This is a genomic window from Nocardioides sp. S5-5, from assembly GCF_054954065.1.
This window is the reverse complement of the sequence record NZ_CP199913.1, coordinates 4,018,052-4,036,285: the sequence shown is the minus strand read 5'-3', so window position 1 is coordinate 4,036,285 and position 18,234 is coordinate 4,018,052. Positions and strand designations below refer to the sequence as shown.

The 18,234-nt window shown below is 69.9% G+C and carries 17 protein-coding genes; 12 read left to right on the top strand and 5 right to left on the bottom strand.

Annotated elements, in window-relative coordinates; genetic code table 11:
• Positions 1-57 precede the first annotated feature (57 nt).
• Entirely contained in the window at positions 58-834 is a 777-nt protein-coding gene (locus ACUP6Y_RS19575; protein WP_462552531.1) for a DUF3027 domain-containing protein, read from the top strand.
• Between the two features lie 397 nt (positions 835-1,231).
• On the opposite strand, the gene ACUP6Y_RS19570 is transcribed toward ACUP6Y_RS19575, so the two are convergent.
• Both ACUP6Y_RS19570 and ACUP6Y_RS19565 read right to left on the bottom strand, forming a co-directional pair.
• On the bottom strand, positions 1,232-1,861 hold the full coding sequence (locus tag ACUP6Y_RS19570) for a class I SAM-dependent methyltransferase (protein ID WP_462552530.1): 630 nt from the start codon (positions 1,859-1,861) through the stop codon (positions 1,232-1,234).
• On the bottom strand, positions 1,854-2,147 hold the full coding sequence (locus ACUP6Y_RS19565) for a DUF2530 domain-containing protein (RefSeq protein ID WP_462552529.1): 294 nt from the start codon (positions 2,145-2,147) through the stop codon (positions 1,854-1,856). The genes ACUP6Y_RS19570 and ACUP6Y_RS19565 overlap by 8 nt, the downstream gene beginning before the upstream one ends.
• Positions 2,148-2,205: 58 nt before the next feature.
• Here ACUP6Y_RS19565 and ACUP6Y_RS19560 point away from each other — a divergent pair, with 58 nt between their 5' ends.
• The 9 genes from ACUP6Y_RS19560 (at position 2,206) to ACUP6Y_RS19520 (ending at position 12,403) form a co-directional block, all read left to right on the top strand.
• Positions 2,206-2,655, top strand: coding sequence for a MarR family transcriptional regulator (locus tag ACUP6Y_RS19560; RefSeq protein WP_462552528.1), 450 nt, complete (start codon positions 2,206-2,208; stop codon positions 2,653-2,655).
• A gap of 36 nt (positions 2,656-2,691) precedes the next feature.
• Positions 2,692-3,942, top strand: a complete 1,251-nt coding sequence (locus ACUP6Y_RS19555) for an MFS transporter (RefSeq protein ID WP_462556776.1) — start codon at positions 2,692-2,694, stop codon at positions 3,940-3,942.
• Positions 3,939-5,396 carry an NCS2 family permease gene (locus ACUP6Y_RS19550; RefSeq protein ID WP_462552526.1) on the top strand — a complete coding sequence of 486 codons (1,458 nt, stop codon included), beginning with the start codon at positions 3,939-3,941 and terminating at the stop codon, positions 5,394-5,396. The genes ACUP6Y_RS19555 and ACUP6Y_RS19550 overlap by 4 nt, the downstream gene beginning before the upstream one ends.
• A 227-nt stretch (positions 5,397-5,623) precedes the next feature.
• Positions 5,624-5,998: a 30S ribosomal protein S12 gene (rpsL, locus tag ACUP6Y_RS19545; RefSeq protein ID WP_203048413.1), complete on the top strand. Its 375-nt coding sequence runs from the start codon at positions 5,624-5,626 to the stop codon at positions 5,996-5,998.
• A 1-nt stretch (position 5,999) separates the two neighbouring features.
• Complete coding sequence (rpsG, locus tag ACUP6Y_RS19540) at positions 6,000-6,470, top strand: 30S ribosomal protein S7 (RefSeq protein ID WP_203048417.1); 471 nt, start codon at positions 6,000-6,002, stop codon at positions 6,468-6,470.
• 98 nt (positions 6,471-6,568) lie between these two features.
• On the top strand, positions 6,569-8,692 hold the full coding sequence (gene fusA, locus ACUP6Y_RS19535; RefSeq protein ID WP_462552525.1) for an elongation factor G: 2,124 nt from the start codon (positions 6,569-6,571) through the stop codon (positions 8,690-8,692).
• A gap of 85 nt (positions 8,693-8,777) precedes the next feature.
• On the top strand, positions 8,778-9,971 hold the full coding sequence (gene tuf / locus ACUP6Y_RS19530; RefSeq protein WP_141800192.1) for an elongation factor Tu: 1,194 nt from the start codon (positions 8,778-8,780) through the stop codon (positions 9,969-9,971).
• A 178-nt stretch (positions 9,972-10,149) separates the two neighbouring features.
• A complete protein-coding gene (trmB, locus tag ACUP6Y_RS19525; RefSeq protein ID WP_462552524.1) occupies positions 10,150-10,878 on the top strand; it encodes a tRNA (guanosine(46)-N7)-methyltransferase TrmB in 729 nt (242 codons plus the stop codon).
• Between the two features lie 193 nt (positions 10,879-11,071).
• Positions 11,072-12,403 (top strand): PhoH family protein, encoded by a 1,332-nt coding sequence (locus tag ACUP6Y_RS19520; RefSeq protein WP_462552523.1) that lies wholly within the window; start codon positions 11,072-11,074, stop codon positions 12,401-12,403.
• Between the two features lie 79 nt (positions 12,404-12,482).
• Here ACUP6Y_RS19520 and ACUP6Y_RS19515 read toward each other — a convergent pair whose 3' ends face one another.
• Complete coding sequence (locus tag ACUP6Y_RS19515; RefSeq protein WP_462552522.1) at positions 12,483-13,445, bottom strand: endonuclease domain-containing protein; 963 nt, start codon at positions 13,443-13,445, stop codon at positions 12,483-12,485.
• Positions 13,446-13,859: 414 nt separating this feature from the next.
• On the opposite strand from ACUP6Y_RS19515, the gene ACUP6Y_RS19510 reads away from it, so the two are divergent.
• Positions 13,860-14,483 carry an aggregation-promoting factor C-terminal-like domain-containing protein gene (locus tag ACUP6Y_RS19510; RefSeq protein WP_462552521.1) on the top strand — a complete coding sequence of 208 codons (624 nt, stop codon included), beginning with the start codon at positions 13,860-13,862 and terminating at the stop codon, positions 14,481-14,483.
• Positions 14,484-14,681: 198 nt separating this feature from the next.
• Positions 14,682-14,993 carry a GlsB/YeaQ/YmgE family stress response membrane protein gene (locus ACUP6Y_RS19505; RefSeq protein ID WP_462552520.1) on the top strand — a complete coding sequence of 104 codons (312 nt, stop codon included), beginning with the start codon at positions 14,682-14,684 and terminating at the stop codon, positions 14,991-14,993.
• A gap of 14 nt (positions 14,994-15,007) precedes the next feature.
• Here the strand turns inward: ACUP6Y_RS19505 and ACUP6Y_RS19500 are convergent, their stop codons facing one another.
• Both ACUP6Y_RS19500 and ACUP6Y_RS19495 read right to left on the bottom strand, forming a co-directional pair.
• On the bottom strand, positions 15,008-16,399 hold the full coding sequence (locus ACUP6Y_RS19500; protein WP_462552519.1) for a class II fumarate hydratase: 1,392 nt from the start codon (positions 16,397-16,399) through the stop codon (positions 15,008-15,010).
• Between the two features lie 40 nt (positions 16,400-16,439).
• Positions 16,440-18,146, bottom strand: a complete 1,707-nt coding sequence (locus ACUP6Y_RS19495) for a fumarate hydratase (protein WP_462552518.1) — start codon at positions 18,144-18,146, stop codon at positions 16,440-16,442.
• Positions 18,147-18,234 lie beyond the last annotated feature (88 nt).

The following is an 18,234-nucleotide window of genomic DNA, read 5'->3' as shown; positions in this document are numbered from 1 at the left end:
CTCTATCTTGCCTGCCCCGACGTGACGATGACGTGGTGGATGGGGGATGCTGTGGCCGTGTCCACCCTGGAGCGCAAGCTGACCGACGCCGCCACCGCCGATGCCGTCGACGCCGCGCGCGCTGCGTTGCTCGAGGAGGTCGACGCCTCCGACGTCGGTGACCACACCGGTCACCAGGTCGACGGGCTCCGCGTCGTCACCCACCTGTTCGAATGCACCCGCCGGGGCTACCGCGGCTGGCAGTGGGCCGTCACGCTCACCCGGGCGTCGCGCCAGCGCAAGGTGACCGTCGTCGAGGTCGTGCTGCTGCCCGGCTCCGACGCCATCGTCGCCCCCGCCTGGGTGCCCTACCGCGACCGTCTCCAGCCCGGCGACATGTCGCCCGGCGACCTGCTGCCCGTCACCGACGACGACGCGCGCCTGGTGCCGACGTACTCCTTCGGCGACGACCCGCTCGATACCGACGACAAGGCCCAGATCCGCCAGGTCGCCAAGGACCTCGGCCTCGGCCGGGTCCGTGTGCTGTCCCCGGAGGGCCGCGACGCCGCCGCCGAGCGCTGGTACGACGGCGCCGCCGGCCCCGACGCCCCGATCGCCAAGTCCGCGCCCCACCACTGCCACTCCTGCGGCTTCCTGGTCCGGCTCAACGGACCGCTGTCCGAGCTGTTCGGCGTCTGCGCCAACGGCGACGCCAACGACGACGGCCGCGTCGTCGCCCTGCAGCACGGGTGCGGCGGGCACTCCGAGGTGCGGCTCAGCAAGCGGCAGCAGCCGCAGCCGCCCGCTCCGCCGGTGGTGGACACGATCTCGCTGGACGACCTCGAGAGATTTTGACCTGAGGGTCGGGTCGTCGCGGGGTTGGTGCGCTGCGTGACTCAGTTTGTTTGGCGCTCGCTTCGCTCGCGCATGTCGGGCGCCCTTGGGCGCGTGATCTTCCCTCGCTGCGCTCGCTTCCTCGCTGGCGCTCGGTCGCTCGCTCCGCTCAGTCCAGATCACGCGGGGCGCCCGACGAGATTCAGCGGAATGGCGCTCGGTGATGCATGACGTCCAGCTGATTCTCGTCGCGCCGCCCGCCGTTTCTGGACGGAGGAGCGAGCGAGGAACGAGCGAGCGGGGGAGGAAGAAACGGCGTTGGCAGGCGGCGCGACATGCGCGAGCGAAGCGAGCGCCAAACCAACACCGTGAGTCCCTCTCGCAGCGCACCAGCCCCGCACTCGAACCAACCCAGACGTCAACCCCGCGCCAACACCGCCACCGCGTAGAGGTCGTCGACCGGCCGCAGGTCGTACCCACCGAACCGGTGCTGCACGACCAACCCCGCGGCCTCGACATCGGCTGCGAACTCCTCCGGCGCGTAGACCCGCGCGGTGGCCGGTCCTTGCTGCAGATGGAAGCCGACCAGGATCCGCCCACCGGGGGCGAGCAGCGAGCCGAGCCGGCGAAGCACCGCGACCTCGGTGCCGTCGGCGACGAAGGTGAGCACGTTGCCGACGCAGACGACCAGGTCGTAGGCGGTGGGCGCGCCGGCGGCGGTGAGCGCCGCGGGGGTGAGGGCGAGGATCTCGAGCGGTACGACCGGCAGGTCCGGGAAGGTGCGACGCGACTGGGCCACGAGGGCCGGGTCGGGCTCGGCGGCCGTGACCCGGTGGCCCAGCGAGGCGAGGTGGGCGCCGATCCGACCCATGCCGGAGCCGGCGTCGAGGATGGTCGCGCCGCGCCCGACGAGGACGTCGGCGAGCCGGGCCTCGCCGACCACGTCGGCGCCGTCGGCGATCAGCTCGGCGAACCGGGTGCCGTAGCCCGAGGTCCGGTCACCGCTCAGCGCCCACCGGGTGGGCGGCAGGGGAGCGGTGTCACTCATCGACGTCGAGGTCGCGCTCCGTGCGGACCTGGCGGCGGCGCTTGCAGTACTCCGAGCCGAGCAGGCCGAGGCCGACACCGGTGAGGCACATCCACAGCAGCCAGGTGTGGCCGTCCTCCTCGAGCCGGCCGTAGAACGGCAGCAGCCCGAGGAAGGCGACGAGGAAGAGCACGGTGCCGACCTGGACGGTGCGGACGCCGTCGACGTCGAGCGGCTCGACGGGGGCGATCAGGTAGGTCCGGCTGCCGAACTCGTGCTGGGTCGGCTGGTCGTCGCGGAGCTCCACGGAATTCATGCTACTCCGGCCGGAATGCTTAGCAGAGGTAATGACTTATGCTAACGATATGCCGACTCCCGAACTGCACGTGCGCACCAACACGGGGCTCGCCACCGAGCTCCGGTTCGCGGTCATGCGCCTGCGGCGCCGGCTGGCCCGCGAGCGGCACCCGGACAACGACCTCAGCGTGTCCTCGATGGCGGTGCTCTACGCCCTCAACCGGTGGGGGGACCTGACCATCGGCGCGCTCGCTGCCCGCGAGCAGGTGCAGCCGCCGAGCATGACCCGCACCGTCACCGCCCTGGCCGACGCCGGGCTGGTCGAGCGATGCGCGCATCCGAGCGACGGCAGGCAGGTCGTGGTCCGGATCACCGGCGAGGGGCGGGCCGTCGTCAGCGCCGACCTGACCCGCCGCGACCGCTGGCTCTCGCGCCGCCTCGAGGACCTGACCGCCGAGGAGCGCGACGTGCTGCGCCGCGCGGCCCCCATCCTGCAACGCCTCGCTGAGGCCGACTGACCCGAAGGAGAGACCACGAGCCCCCGATTCCGTTCCCTGTCCCACCCCAACTACCGGCTCTACTTCGCCGGCAGCCTGGTGTCCAACATCGGCACCTGGATGCAGCGTGTCGCGCAGGACTGGCTGGTCCTGACCATCCCCGGCAACGGCGGAGCCGCGCTCGGCATCACGACCGGTCTGCAGTTCCTGCCGGTGCTGCTGCTCTCGCCGTACGCCGGGGTGGTGGCCGACCGCATCCCCAAGCAGGTCCTGCTCCAGATCACCCAGGCGGTGATGGCGCTCGCCTCGCTCGCCCTCGGCGTGGTCGCCGCCGTCGGCGCCGCCGAGACCTGGCACGTCTACGTCATCGCCTTCGTCTTCGGCATCGGCGCCGCCTTCGACGCGCCCGCGCGCCAGGCCTTCGTCTCCGAGATGGTCGGCACCGAGGACGTCGCCAACGCCGTGAGCCTCAACTCGGCGGCCTTCAACACCGCCCGCCTCATCGGCCCCGGCCTCGCCGGCCTGCTCATCGGCCTCTTCGGCGGCGGGATGCGGGCCACCGGCTGGGTGATCCTGATCAACGCGCTGTCCTACCTCGCCGTCATCGCCCAGCTGCGCCGGATGGACGAGGCCACGCTCCACTCCCCGCGCCCCGCCGCCCGCACGCCCGGCATGCTGCGCGAGGGCGTCGCCTACCTGCGCGGCCAGCCCAAGATGCTGATGATCTTGGTGCTCGTCTTCTTCGTCGGGACCTTCGGCATGAACTTCCAGATCACCTCGGCCCTGATGGCCACGGAGATCTTCGACAAGGGCGCGAAGGAGTACGGCGTGCTCGGGTCGGTGCTCGCCATCGGCTCGCTGGCCGGCGCACTCGTCGCCGCGGGTCGCTCCCAGGTCCGGGTCCGGCTGCTGATGGGTGCCGCGGTCGCGTTCGGGGTGCTGGAGATGGTGGCCGGTCTGGCGCCGTCGTACCTCGCCTTCGTGCTGCTGTGCCCACTGCTCGGCTTCTCCACGATCACCGTGCTCAACTCCTGCAACGCGCTGCTCCAGATCGAGTCCGACCCGGCCCTGCGCGGCCGGGTGATGGCGCTCTACATGACGATCGTGATGGGCGGCACGCCGCTGGGCGCGCCGCTGATCGGCTGGGTCGGCGACCAGTTCGGCGCGCGCTGGACCCTGGTGATCGGCGGCGCCCTGGTGCTGGCGGGCGTCGGGCTCGCCGTGGTCGTGCGCCGGGCGGCCGCCGAACGCCTCGGGATGACCTCCGGCTCGACCCCGGTCGTGGGGCCTGCCATGCTTCGGCCGTGAACTCGGCCGAATCCTTCGCCCCCGCGAACCCGATCGACCGCTTCTTCCGCATCTCCGAGCGGGGCTCCAGCCTCGGCCAGGAGCTCCGCGGCGGCGTGGTCACCTTCTTCACGATGGCCTACATCGTGGTGCTGAACCCGCTGATCCTGGGCTACGCGACCGACATCGACGGCGCGTACCTCGGCGGGGGGAGTGCCCCGAACCTCGCGGCGATCGCCGCCGGCACGGCGCTGGTGGCCGGCGTGCTGACGATCCTGATGGGCGTCGTCGCCAACTACCCGCTCGCGCTGGCCACGGGCCTGGGCCTCAACGCCTTCCTCGCGTTCGCGGTCGCCAGCCAGATGACCTGGGCCGACGCGATGGGCCTGGTGGTGATCGAGGGCGTCCTCATCCTGGTGCTGGTCCTCACCGGCTTCCGTACGGCGGTCTTCCGCGCCGTCCCCGCGCAGCTCAAGGTCGCCATCTCGGTCGGCATCGGCCTGTTCATCGCCCTGATCGGCTTCGTCGACGCCGGTGTGGTCAAGCGGATCCCCGACGCCGCCCAGACGACCGTCCCGGTGCAGCTCGGCGCCGACGGCAGCCTCAGCGGCTGGCCGGTCCTGGTGTTCGTCGTGGGCCTGCTGCTCATGCTGGCCCTGTGGGTGCGCAAGGTGCGCGGCGCGATCTTGATCTCGATCGTCGTGATGACCCTGGTCGCGGTGGTCGTCGAGGCGGTCGGCGACCTCGGCGCCTCGGCCGAGAGGGCCGGCGGCTGGGCGCTCACCGTCCCGACCTGGTCCGGCGACTTCCACGCGCCCGACTTCGGCACGCTGGGCGAGTTCGACCTGCTCGGCTCGTGGGACAAGGTCGGCGTGGTCACCGTGCTGCTCCTCGTCTTCTCGCTCATGCTGGCCGACTTCTTCGACACGATGGGCACCATGACCGCGATCGGGGCCGAGGCCGAGCTGCTCGACGAGGAGGGCGTGCCGCCCCACGCCGACCGGATCCTGGTCGTCGACTCGGTCGCCGCGATCGCCGGTGGCGCGGCGGGCGTCTCGTCGAACACGTCGTACATCGAGTCGGCCTCGGGAGTCGGCGAGGGCGCCCGCACCGGCCTGGCCTCCGTGGTCACCGGCGCGCTGTTCCTGGTGACCGTCTTCGCCTCGCCGCTGGTCGCGATGATCCCCTCCGAGGCCGCCGTCCCGGCCCTGGTCCTGGTCGGCTTCTTGATGATGCAGCAGATCACCGGCATCGCCTGGGACGACGTCGAGATCGCGATCCCCGCCTTCTTGACCATCGTGCTGATGCCGTTCACGTACTCGATCTCGGTCGGCATCGGCGCCGGTTTCGTGTCGTACGTGTTCCTCAAGCTGGTCCGCGGCAAGGCTCGCGAGCTGCACCCGCTGCTGTGGGTCGTGGCCGGTCTGTTCGTGGTCTACTTCGCGATCGACCCGATCACGCGCTGGCTGACCTGATCCCCGGTCGTCCACAGGCTGCGCTCCGCATTTTGACCCGCCTTCGGGGCGCCGGTAATCTCGATTCTCGTGTCTGGGGCCACCCGGCACGTCGAGCATGCCCTCCGGCCGACCGCCCTCAACGGCGCGGCCCGCGGGGGAGCACTCTGGCACTTCAGCAGCAACGCTTCACCCCGAGCCCGGCACCGTGCCGAGCCGTGAGTACAGAAACGAAAGGGAACCACCAGGTGCCCACCATTCAGCAGTTGGTCCGCAAGGGCCGCCAGGACAAGGTGTCGAAGACCAAGACGCCTGCCCTGAAGGGATCGCCCCAGCGACGCGGTGTGTGTACCCGCGTCTACACCACCACCCCCAAGAAGCCGAACTCCGCCCTGCGGAAGGTCGCCCGCGTGCGCCTCTCCAGCGGCGTCGAGGTCACCGCCTACATCCCGGGTGAGGGTCACAACCTCCAGGAGCACTCGATCGTGCTCGTCCGCGGCGGTCGTGTGAAGGACCTGCCCGGTGTTCGCTACAAGGTCATCCGCGGCGCCCTGGACACCCAGGCCGTGAAGAACCGTAAGCAGGCTCGCAGCCGCTACGGCGCCAAGAAGGAGAAGAGCTGACATGCCGCGCAAGGGCCCCGCGCCGAAGCGCCCGATCGACGTCGACCCGGTCTACGGTTCGCAGCTGGTGACCCAGCTGGTGTCGAAGGTGCTCCAGGACGGCAAGAAGCAGGTCGCTCAGCGGATCGTCTACTCCGCTCTCGAGGGCACCCGTGAGAAGACCGGCGTCGACCCGGTCATCACCCTCAAGCGCGCGCTCGACAACGTGCGCCCCGCGCTCGAGGTCAAGTCCCGCCGCGTCGGTGGCGCGACCTACCAGGTCCCCGTCGAGGTCAAGGGCAACCGCGGCACGACGCTGTCGCTGCGCTGGCTGGTCGGCTACGCCCAGGAGCGTCGTGAGAAGACCATGGCCGAGCGCCTGCAGAACGAGATCCTCGACGCCGCCAACGGCCTCGGTGCCGCGGTGAAGAAGCGCGAGGACACCCACAAGATGGCCGAGTCCAACAAGGCCTTCGCTCACTACCGCTGGTGATCCCCGGTCGGAGCGGGCCCGTCACCACGGCGCCCGCTCCGGCGCCACCAGCTCCATTCCCGAGATTCAAAGCACCGACCTAAGGAACGCTGACTCACGTGGCAGTCGACATCACGACGGACCTGAACGCCGTCCGCAACATCGGCATCATGGCGCACATCGACGCCGGCAAGACCACCACCACCGAGCGCATCCTGTTCTACACCGGCATCACCTACAAGATCGGTGAGGTCCACGATGGCGGCGCCACGATGGACTGGATGGAGCAGGAGCAGGAGCGCGGCATCACGATCACGTCGGCCGCGACGACCTGCTGGTGGAAGAAGCACCAGATCAACATCATCGACACCCCCGGACACGTCGACTTCACCGTCGAGGTCGAGCGCTCGCTGCGCGTCCTCGACGGCGCCGTCGCGGTCTTCGACGGGGTCGCCGGCGTGGAGCCCCAGTCGCAGACCGTGTGGCGCCAGGCCAACAAGTACGCCGTCCCGCGGATGTGCTTCGTCAACAAGCTCGACCGGACCGGCGCGGACTTCTACCGCGTCGTCGACTCGATCGTGCAGAAGCTCAACTCCACCCCGCTGGTCCTGCAGATCCCGATCGGTGCCGAGCAGGACTTCATCGGCGTCGTCGACCTGGTCGAGATGAACGCCAAGCTGTGGCGCGGCGAGACCCAGCAGGGTGAGGACTACGTCGTCGAGGAGATCCCCGCCGACCTCGCCGACAAGGCCGCGGAGTACCGCGAGAAGCTCATCGAGACCCTCGCCGAGGCCGACGACGACATCATGGAGGTCTACCTCGAGGACGGCGACACGTTCGACGTGCCGACCCTCAAGGCCGCCATCCGTCGCGCCACCCTGGGCGACAAGGTCAACCCGATCCTCACCGGCACCGCGTTCAAGAACAAGGGCGTGCAGCCCCTGCTCGACGCGATCGTCGACTACCTCCCCTCGCCGCTCGACGTGGACGCCATCGTCGGCCACAAGCCGGGTACGGAGGAGACCGAGGAGAACGAGGTCGTCCGCAAGCCGTCGAGCGAGGAGCCGCTGGCCGCGCTGGCGTTCAAGATCGCCGCCGACCCGCACCTGGGCAAGCTGACCTTCGTCCGCGTCTACTCGGGCAAGCTCGAGGCCGGCGCGACCGTGCTCAACGCGAGCAACGGCCGCAAGGAGCGGATCGGCAAGGTCTACCAGATGCACGCCAACAAGCGTGAGGAGATCGCGTCGGTCGGTGCCGGCCAGATCGTGGCCGTCATGGGCCTCAAGGACACCCGTACCGGGCACACCCTCTCCGACAACGCCAAGCCGGTCGTGCTGGAGTCGATGACCTTCCCGGCCCCGGTGATCTCGGTCGCCATCGAGCCGAAGACCAAGGCCGACCAGGAGAAGCTCGGCGTCGCCATCGGGCGGCTCGCCGAGGAGGACCCGACCTTCGTCGTGAAGACCGACGAGGAGACCGGCCAGACCATCATCTCCGGCATGGGCGAGCTCCACCTGGAGATCCTCGTCGACCGGATGAAGCGTGAGTTCAAGGTCGAGGCCACCGTCGGCAAGCCGCAGGTCGCCTACCGCGAGACCATCCGCGGCGACGTCGCGAACCACAGCTACACCCACAAGAAGCAGACCGGTGGCTCGGGTCAGTTCGCCAAGATCGTCATCTCGATCGGACCGAACATCGACCCGGAGACCGGCCTGGGTGCCGGCTACGAGTTCGTCAACAACGTGACCGGTGGTCGCGTGCCGCGCGAGTACATCCCCTCGGTCGACAACGGCGCCCAGGAGGCCATGGAGTTCGGCGTCCTCGCCGGCTACCCGATGGTCGACGTGAAGGTCGCCCTCGAGGACGGCGCCTACCACGACGTCGACTCGTCCGAGCTCGCGTTCAAGATCGCCGGCATCCAGGCGTTCAAGGAGGCCGCGCGCCAGGCGCGCCCGGTCCTCCTCGAGCCCGTGTTCGCCGTCGAGGTGACCACCCCCGAGGACTTCCTCGGCACGGTCATCGGTGACATCAACAGCCGTCGCGGTCAGATCCGCGCGCAGGAGGAGCGTCACGGCGACATCGTCGTGGCCGCCCTCGTGCCGCTGTCCGAGATGTTCGGGTACGTTGGCGACCTGAGGTCCAAGACCTCCGGTCAGGCGTCGTACTCGATGGAGTTCGACTCGTACGCCGAGGTTCCCACGAACATCGCCGACGAGATCATCAAGAAGGCGCGCGGCGAGTAGTCCCCACCGGGACTGCTCTATGCAGACCCTCGGCGCACCACCCCTTTAGTACGAGTCAAGTAACAACACACCAGGAGGAGCCCCAGTGGCTAAGGCGAAGTTCGAGCGGACCAAGCCGCACGTCAACATCGGCACGATCGGTCACATCGACCACGGCAAGACCACGCTGACGGCGGCCATCTCGAAGGTCCTGCACGACGCGTACCCGGACCTCAACGAGGCCTCGCCGTTCGACCAGATCGACAAGGCTCCCGAGGAGCGCCAGCGCGGCATCACGATCTCGATCGCGCACATCGAGTACCAGACCGAGGCGCGCCACTACGCGCACGTCGACTGCCCCGGTCACGCGGACTACATCAAGAACATGATCACCGGTGCCGCCCAGATGGACGGCGCGATCCTGGTGGTCGCCGCGACCGACGGCCCGATGCCGCAGACCCGCGAGCACGTGCTGCTCGCCCGCCAGGTCGGCGTGCCCGCCCTGGTCGTCGCGCTCAACAAGTGCGACATGGTCGACGACGACGAGCTCATCGAGCTCGTCGAGATGGAGGTGCGCGAGCTCCTCTCCGAGTACGAGTACCCGGGCGACGACGTTCCGGTCGTGCGCGTTGCGGCCTTCCCGGCGCTCAACGGCGACGAGAAGTGGGGCCAGTCGGTCCTCGAGCTCATGTCGGCCGTCGACGAGTACATCCCGCAGCCCGAGCGTGAGGTCGACAAGCCGTTCCTCATGCCCGTCGAGGACGTCTTCACGATCACCGGTCGTGGCACCGTCATCACCGGTCGTATCGAGCGCGGCATCGTCAAGGTCAACGAGGAGGTCGAGATCATCGGCATCCGCGAGGGCTCGCAGAAGACCACCGTCACCGGTGTCGAGATGTTCCGCAAGCTGCTCGACGAGGGCCAGGCCGGTGAGAACGTCGGTCTGCTCCTGCGCGGCACCAAGCGCGAGGACGTCGAGCGCGGCATGGTCGTGGTGAAGCCGGGGACCACCACCCCGCACACCAACTTCGAGGCCAGCGTCTACATCCTCTCGAAGGAGGAGGGCGGCCGTCACACGCCGTTCTTCAACAACTACCGTCCGCAGTTCTACTTCCGGACCACCGACGTGACCGGCGTCGTGACCCTTCCCGAGGGCACCGAGATGGTCATGCCGGGCGACAACACGGACATGACGGTCGAGCTGATCCAGCCGATCGCCATGGACGAGGGTCTGAAGTTCGCGATCCGCGAGGGTGGCCGCACCGTCGGCGCCGGCCGGGTCACCAAGATCACGAAGTGATCGTCTGACCGACGCAAGAAGCCCCCGAGCCGCTAGGCTCGGGGGCTTTCTGCGTCGGTGAGGCTCGCTCGTACTCGATAGCCGACCCGGCGGATCCTCTGCGCCGCGCGCAGCGCCCCTTCCGGAGGATGCGCCTGGTCGGCGTCCACCAGCGGTACCTGAACCAAGGAGAGTTCCCGTGAGCGAGGAGGGCGTCCGCCCGGCGCGACCGCACCACAAGCAGACCGAGGACGGTCGTCGGATGCGGGAGGTGCTCACCTACACCCGCCGCGGCAGCCGGCTCACCCCGAAGCAGCAGGCCGCCTGGGACACCTACGCCGAGCGCTGGGTGATCGCCGATGAGAGGGTCGACGACCCCGACTTCTCCTGGGCCCGATGGTTCGGCCGTGAGGCACCGCTGGTCGTCGAGATCGGCGGCGGCGTCGGGGAGGCGACCGCCGCGCTGGCCGCGACCCGCCCCGACGTCAACGTGCTGGCGCTCGAGGTCTGGCGCCCCGGCGTCGCCGAAGGCCTGGGCCGGGTGGGCGAGGCCGGCGCGACGAACGTCCGGTTCAGCAGCGTCGATGCGGTGTGGACCCTCGAGCACCTGATCGCCCCCGGCGCGATCGACGAGCTGTGGACCTTCTTCCCGGACCCGTGGCACAAGACCCGCCACCACAAGCGGCGCCTGGTCAACCCGGAGTATGCCGCCATGATCGCCTCCCGCCTGGCCCCCGGCGGCCTGTGGCGGCTGGCGACCGACTGGGCCGACTACGCCCAGCAGATGGTCGAGGTGCTCGATGCGGAGCCGGCGCTCGAGGGCGGCGTGGTCGAGCGCTGGGCCGAGCGGCCGGTGACGAAGTTCGAGCGCAAGGGCATCGCGAAGGGCCGCGCGATCACCGACCTGACGTACCGACGCGTCACCTGACATTAACGCGGGAGTCGCGGCGTGGCGCGCGAATCGGCCTCCTGCCCGGCGTACTTTCCGAGGCAGTGGCAGGTGGGGAAGCCGGCCACATCGGGAGGCCGACGTGAACCATCACGACCGCGCAGCCCGGTCCGTCCACAAGGAATAGGGCCGGGGCGGCCCTCGTGGCGCGTGCGGTCCGGTGAGGTGAGTCGTGGGAACCAGTCACGATGGGGCACACAGCAGCACCCGGCGCCGTACGTATGTCCTCGACACCAGCGTGCTGCTGGCCGATCCGGGGGCACTGCGCCGGTTCGCCGAGCACGAGGTCGTCTTGCCGGTGGTCGTGATCACCGAGCTCGAGGGCAAGCGGCACCACCCCGAGCTGGGCTACTTCGCGCGCAGCGCGCTGCGGGTGCTCGATGAGATGCGGGTCAGCCACGGCCGGCTCGACACGCCGGTGCCGGTGGGCGAGGACGGTGGCAGCGTCCGCGTGGAGCTCAACCACACCGACGCCTCGTCGCTGCCGTCGGGCTTCCGGCTCGGCGACAACGACACGCGGATCCTCGCGGTCGCCCGCAATCTCGCCGACGAGGGCCACGACGTCACCTTGGTCTCCAAGGACCTGCCGATGCGGATCAAGGCCTCGGCGGTCGGCCTGGCCGCCGAGGAGTACCGCGGCGAGACGATCAGCGACTCCGACACCGGCTACTGCGGCATGGCCGAGATGGAGGTCAGCGCCGCCGATCTCGACGAGCTGTACGACGACGGCACGCTCGACCTCGCCGAGGCCCGGGAGCTGCCCTGTCACACCGGCCTGGTGCTGCTCTCCGAGCGCGGCACCGCCCTGGGCCGGGTGGGGCCCGACAAGCAGGTCCACCTGGTCCGCGGCGATCGTGAGGCGTTCGGCATCCACGGCCGCAGCGCCGAGCAGCGGGTCGCCCTCGACCTGCTGCTCGACCCCGAGGTCGGCATCGTGTCACTGGGCGGTCGCGCCGGCACCGGCAAGTCCGCGCTGGCCCTGTGCGCCGGCCTCGAGGCGGTGATGGAGCGCCAGCAGCACAAGAAGGTGGTCGTCTTCCGCCCGCTGTTCGCCGTCGGCGGCCAAGAGCTCGGCTACCTGCCCGGATCGGAGTCGGAGAAGATGTCGCCCTGGGCGCAGGCCGTCTTCGACACCCTCGGCGCGCTGACCTCGCGCGACGTGGTCGACGAGATCCTCGACCGCGGCATGCTCGAGGTGCTGCCCCTGACCCACATCCGCGGCCGCTCGCTGCACGACTCCTTCGTCATCGTCGACGAGGCCCAGTCGCTCGAGCGCAACGTGCTGCTCACCGTGCTGTCCCGGATCGGCGCCAACTCCAAGGTCGTGCTCACCCACGACGTCGCCCAGCGCGACAACCTGCGGGTGGGCCGCCACGACGGCGTGGTCGCGGTCGTCGAGAAGCTCAAGGGACACCCGCTCTTCGCCCACGTCACCCTCACCCGGTCCGAGCGCTCGCCGATCGCGGCGCTGGTGACCGAGATGCTGGAGAACGTCGTGGTGTGACCCATCCCGGACGCAACGTCATTCGTTCCGTGGGCGATCGCCCACGGAACGAATGACGTTAGGCCGGCGGGCGCGGTGCTCAGGCAGCGCGACGTGCTTGTGCGTCGGCGATCGCCTCGGCAATCTGTGCGAAGAACTCGTCCGGCTGTGTCCGCAGGCCGAGCAGGGGAAGGCGGAGGACGATGTCTCCGGACAGGGAGAGTGCGTTCTGTCGAAGGGCGTCGGACACGACGTTCTCGGCCCAGGCGTGATGGATGCCGTCGACCTCGACGACGACACCTAGGTCGGGCCAGTAGAGGTCGAGGTAGTAGCGCCCGTGCTTGTCCTTGCGCAGGACCTGGTGTTGGGGGAGCGGGATGCCACGACGTTTGAGCTCCCGGACGACATCGAGCTCCCCGAGCGCTCGCGCGCCGTCCAGAAGGTCGTTGATGGCATGGTGGAGGAGGCGACGCCGCTTGTCCCGGCGGATCCGTAGCGCAGCCTCGCCCAGCCGTTCGGGCGTGGTCAGGCCCTGCTGGACACTGAGCGTGAGGATGTAGAGCGCCTCCCGGTCAGTTCGGGCCCACAGGAACGCACGGGTCGCTGCGACATCTGCACGCGTACGGGGGATGCCGCTCGGTGCGAGGTCGTGCTGGTTCCACCGGCGGGTCTGCCGGATGTCGAAGCGGGCCGTACGTCTGAGCCGCGCGCCGCGCGGCACCGACACCCGGATCCGGTCGAGCTCGAAGCGCTGCAGACCCTCGGCGACCAACGAGGCGGCACCGTCGAGCTGGCCGCGCGGCCCGCCCTGGAAGGCGGCGGCCCACAGCAGCCCCTTGAGCGCGACCGGACCGGTGTGGATCGCGATGGACTGGTCGGCGATGCGTTGCCAGCGTTCGGCTCGGACGTGGGCGCGGATCTCCCAACGGCTCACGCGCAGCTGGTAGAGCTGGCGCCGCGACACGACGCCGCCCTGCTCGGCCGCGATGCTTCGCAACGCCTCGCTGCGCGGATCGCCGTCGCCATCCACGATGCCGCGTTCGAAGTGTCTCGGCGTGGTCATCGCACCAGGGTGGCGCACGAACGCCGCCTGGGCGACAGCCGTCGCCAGGGCTGTGGATGACGGTGGGACGACGTACCCGCTGCGAAGCGTCGATGCCTGGCGCAACGTCATTCGTTCCGTGGGCGATCACCCACGGAACGAATGACGTCACCCGGCGCTGGCCGTAGTTCCGGGGCGGGTGTGACTGGTGTGAGCCATGGGCCGACGACTTCCGGAGAGGGCGTGGGGAATTCGGCCGTTCGGTTTGCCTGAGCCCTGCCCGTCAGGCAAGGTGGTCGCTGGCCGCTGGCGGTGACGACAGCGACGTCGGCCCGATCGGGCGGTGGCCGCCCCCATGTAGTCGAGCCTGAATACGAGCACTTGTCGAAACACGCGCCGTACCAGCCGAAGAGGCGAGCGCCCAAGCACCGCGGTGTGCCGAAGCATGCCCACATCGCGCAGGCCCCGCGCAAGGCTGCCCGCAATGTCGTCGTCTTGTCGTCGGTCGCCGTGGCCGTCACCGGAGTGTCCGTCGCCGCGGGAATGGTCGGACAGCAGACCACCGCGCCGGCTGCGGGTGCCGCCGAGATCGATGCCTTCGCCACCACCGGTTCCAGTGCCCGGCCGACCGAGGCCAGTGAGCGCCGCGAGCCGGTCGTGTCGCGGGACGACCGCCGTCCCGAGGCCGTCCCCGCCAAGTCGGTCGACCTGGCCGGCTCCCGCACCGCCGCGATGACCGACAGCCGGGAGCTCTCCGACTCCGACCCGCGCGACATCGCCCGTGCCCTGCTCGGAGAGTTCGGCTTCTCCTCCAGCCAGTTCGGCTGCCTCGACTCGCTGTGGACCCGCGAGTCCAACTGGCGCGTCAACGCCGACAACCCCAGCTCGAGCGCGTACGGCATCCCGCAGGCGCTCCCCGGCTCCAAGATGTCCTCGGCCGGCTCCGACTGGGCCACCAATCCGGCGACCCAGATCCGGTGGGGGCTCGGCTACATCAAGGCCCGCTACGGCAGCCCTTGCGGTGCCTGGGGCCACAGCCAGGGCCACGGCTGGTACTGAGCCGGACGCGCGCCACGCAACGTCATTCGTTCCGTGGGCGATCGCCCACGGAACGAATGACGTTACGTCGGGCATAGGCAGGTCCGGCGCCACGCCGACGCCCGGGCAGCCACGGGGTGCGCGGTCTGGCCGGTCCGCGGGTGCATGATGCCCTCATGGACGGGACGCGGGTGTCCCGTGTGACCTGAGGAGAGCGCCATGCTGTGGACCATCATCGTGACGATCGTCGGAGGCGCGATCATCGGCGTCATCGGGAAGGCCGTCGCGCCCGGCGACCGCACCAAGTTCCCGTTCTGGCTGACCGTGCTGTGCGGCATCGTCGGCATGCTCGTCGGCAGCTTCCTCTACTGGGGGCTGTTCGGGCACAACAACAAGCCGTTCGACGGGCACGAGGCCACGTGGGACAACGCGACCAACGGCATCGACTGGATCCGTCACCTGTGGCAGGTCGTGGTCGCCGCGATCGCCGTGATCGTCGCCGCCGCCCTGACCGGCCGCAAGCGGGCCTGAGGGCGGCGGTCCCCTCAGGGGTGGGTCATCGACGCCAGGTCGAGCGCGGCGTCGAGCTCCTCGAGGGTCAGCTCGCCGCGCTCGACATACCCCAGCGCCAGCACGGTCTCGCGGATCGTGCTGCCGGTGGCGAGCGCCTGCTTGGCGATCTTGGCGGCGGCCTCGTAGCCGAGGTGCCGGTTGAGCGGCGTGACCACCGACGGTGAGGACGCGGCGTAGCGCAGCATCCGGTCGGCGTCGGCGGCGATGCCGTCGACGCAGCGCTCGGCGAGGGTGGTCGACGCGCGGGCGAGCAGCCGGATCGACTCGAGCACGTTGCGGGCCAGCACCGGCATGGCGACGTTCAGCTCGAAGCTGCCGCTCGCGCCCGCGGCGGTGACGGCCGCGTCGTTGCCGATGACCTGCATGCAGACCATCAGCGTCGCCTCCGGCAGCACCGGGTTCACCTTGCCCGGCATGATCGAGGAGCCCGGCTGCAGGTCGGGCAGGTGGATCTCGGCGAGGCCGGTCGTCGGGCCCGAGCCCATCCAGCGCAGGTCGTTGCAGATCTTGGTGAGCCCGACCGCGATCGTCTTGAGGACCCCGCTCAGCTCGACGAGCGAGTCGCGGGTGCCTTGTGCCTCGAAGTGGTTGCGGGCCTCGGTGAACACCTGCCCGGTCGCCACGCTCAGCGCCTCGATCGCGGCCGACGCGAAGCCCGGAGGGGTGTTGATGCCGGTGCCGACCGCCGTACCGCCCAGGGGGAGCTCACGCACCCGGGGGAGTACGGCGGCGAGCCGCTCCACGCCGTACCTGGCCGTGGCGGCGTAGCCGCCGAACTCCTGGCCGAGGGTGACGGGGGTGGCGTCCATCAGGTGGGTGCGGCCGGACTTCACCAGCTCGTGGAACTCCGCCGACTTGGTCGCCAGCGAGGCCGTGAGCCGCTCGAGCGCCGGCACCAGCTCGTCGGTGACCGCCAGCGCGGCCGCGACGTGGATGGCGGTGGGGAAGGTGTCGTTGCTCGACTGGCTGGCGTTGACGTGGTCGTTGGGGTGCGCGCTCACCCCTTCGCGGGCGCACAGCGAGGCGATCACCTCGTTGGCGTTCATGTTGGAGCTGGTCCCCGAGCCGGTCTGGAAGACGTCGATCGGGAACTGGTCGTCGTAGTGCCCGGCGGCGACGGCCTGCGCGGCCGTCGTGATGGCGGTGGCCAGCGCCGGGTCCAGTACGCCGAGCGCGGCATTGGCGGCGGCCGCGGCGGCCTTCACGTGGCCGAGGGCGTGGATCAGGGCCGGCTCGATCGGCGTACCGCTGATCGGGAAGTTCTCGACCGCCCGCTGGGTCTGGGCCTGCCACAGGGCGGCAGAGGGAACCCGGACCTCCCCCATGGAGTCGTGCTCGATTCGGAAGGTCGCGGAGTCGCTCACGAGCCGAGCCTACGCCGACGCGTGGTCGGCGAGCGTCGGGTCACTCGGCCGAGCGGACCCGGATGCCGGCGGCCGTCAGTGAGCTCAGCGGGACCGTGACGGCGCCGCCCGGGTCGGTGAAGAAGTCGTTGCCCTTGTCGTCGACCACGATGAACGCGGGGAAGTCCTCGACCTCGATCCTCCAGACCGCCTCCATGCCGAGCTCGGGGTACTCGATGACCTCCTGGCTCTTGATGCAGTCCTGGGCCAGTCGCGCGGCGGGCCCGCCGATGGAGCCGAGGTAGAAGCCGCCGTGCTCGGCGCACGCCTCGGTGACCTGCTTGCTCCGGTTGCCCTTCGCGAGCATCACCATCGAGCCGCCGGCAGCCTGGAAGGACTTCACGTAGGAGTCCATCCGGCCCGCGGTGGTGGGCCCGAAGGAGCCGGACGCCATCCCTTCGGGGGTCTTGGCGGGGCCGGCGTAGTAGACGGGGTGGTTCTTGAGGTAGTCGGGCATCTCCTCGCCCGCGTCGAGTCGCTCCTGGATCTTGGCGTGCGCGATGTCGCGGGCGACCACGAGCGGGCCGGTCAGGGACAGCCGCGTCTTGACCGGGTACGACGACAGCTGGGCCAGGATCTCGCTCATCGGCCGGTTGAGGTCGACCTTCACGACCTCGCCGCCGGAGATGTCCTCGGCGACGCCGGCGTCGGGCATGTACTGCGCCGGGTCGGTCTCGAGCTGTTCGAGGAAGACGCCGTCGGCCGTGATCTTGCCGAGCGCCTGGCGGTCCGCGGAGCAGGAGACGGCGATCGCGACGGGGCAGGAGGCGCCGTGGCGGGGGAGGCGGACCACGCGGACGTCGTGGCAGAAGTACTTGCCGCCGAACTGCGCGCCGATGCCGAACGACTGCGTGAGCTTGAAGACCTCCTCCTCCAGCTCCAGGTCGCGGAAGCCGTGGGCGTCCATGGACCCCTCGGTCGGGAGGTGGTCGAGGTAGTGCGCGGAGGCGTACTTCGCGGTCTTGAGCGCGAACTCGGCGGAGGTGCCGCCGATCACGATCGCCAGGTGGTACGGCGGGCAGGCGGCGGTGCCGAGCGAGCGGATCTTCTCGTCGAGGAACTCGAGCATCCGCTTCGGGTTGAGGATCGCCTTGGTCTCCTGGAACAGGAACGACTTGTTGGCCGAGCCGCCCCCCTTGGCCATGAAGAGGAACTTGTACTCCGGCGAGCTCCCGTCGGCGCCGGGCGTGGAGTAGAGCTCGATCTGGGCCGGCAGGTTGGAGCCGGTGTTCTTCTCCTCGTAGGTGGTGAGGGGAGCCAGCTGCGAATAGCGGAGGTTCAGCTTCGTGTAGGCGTCGTACACGCCCTTGCTGATCCACTCGGCGTCGTCGGTGCCGGTGAGCACGCCCTCGGACTTCTTGCCCATCACGATCGCGGTGCCGGTGTCCTGGCACATCGGCAGCACGCCGCCGGCGGAGATATTGACGTTCTTGAGCAGGTCGAGCGCGACGAAGCGGTCGTTGCCGGACGCCTCGGGGTCGTCGATGATCTTGCGCAGCTGGGTGAGGTGCGCGGGGCGCAGGTAGTGGCTGATGTCGTGCATCGCCTCGGCGGTCAGCTGCTGGATCGCCGCGGGGGAGACCTTGAGGAAGGTGCGCCCGTCGGGGCCCGCGACGGTCTCGACGCCCTCCTTCGTGATCAACCGGTAGGGCGTGTCGTCCTTGCCGGTGGGGAGCAGGTCGGAGTAACGGAACTCAGCTTCAGCCACGGCTACCGAGGATATCCCGCTCCGGGAACGGCCGAGGGGCCGGGCCGCCTGCTGGCGACCCGGCCCCTCGGCCGGTGCTGGGGTGCTG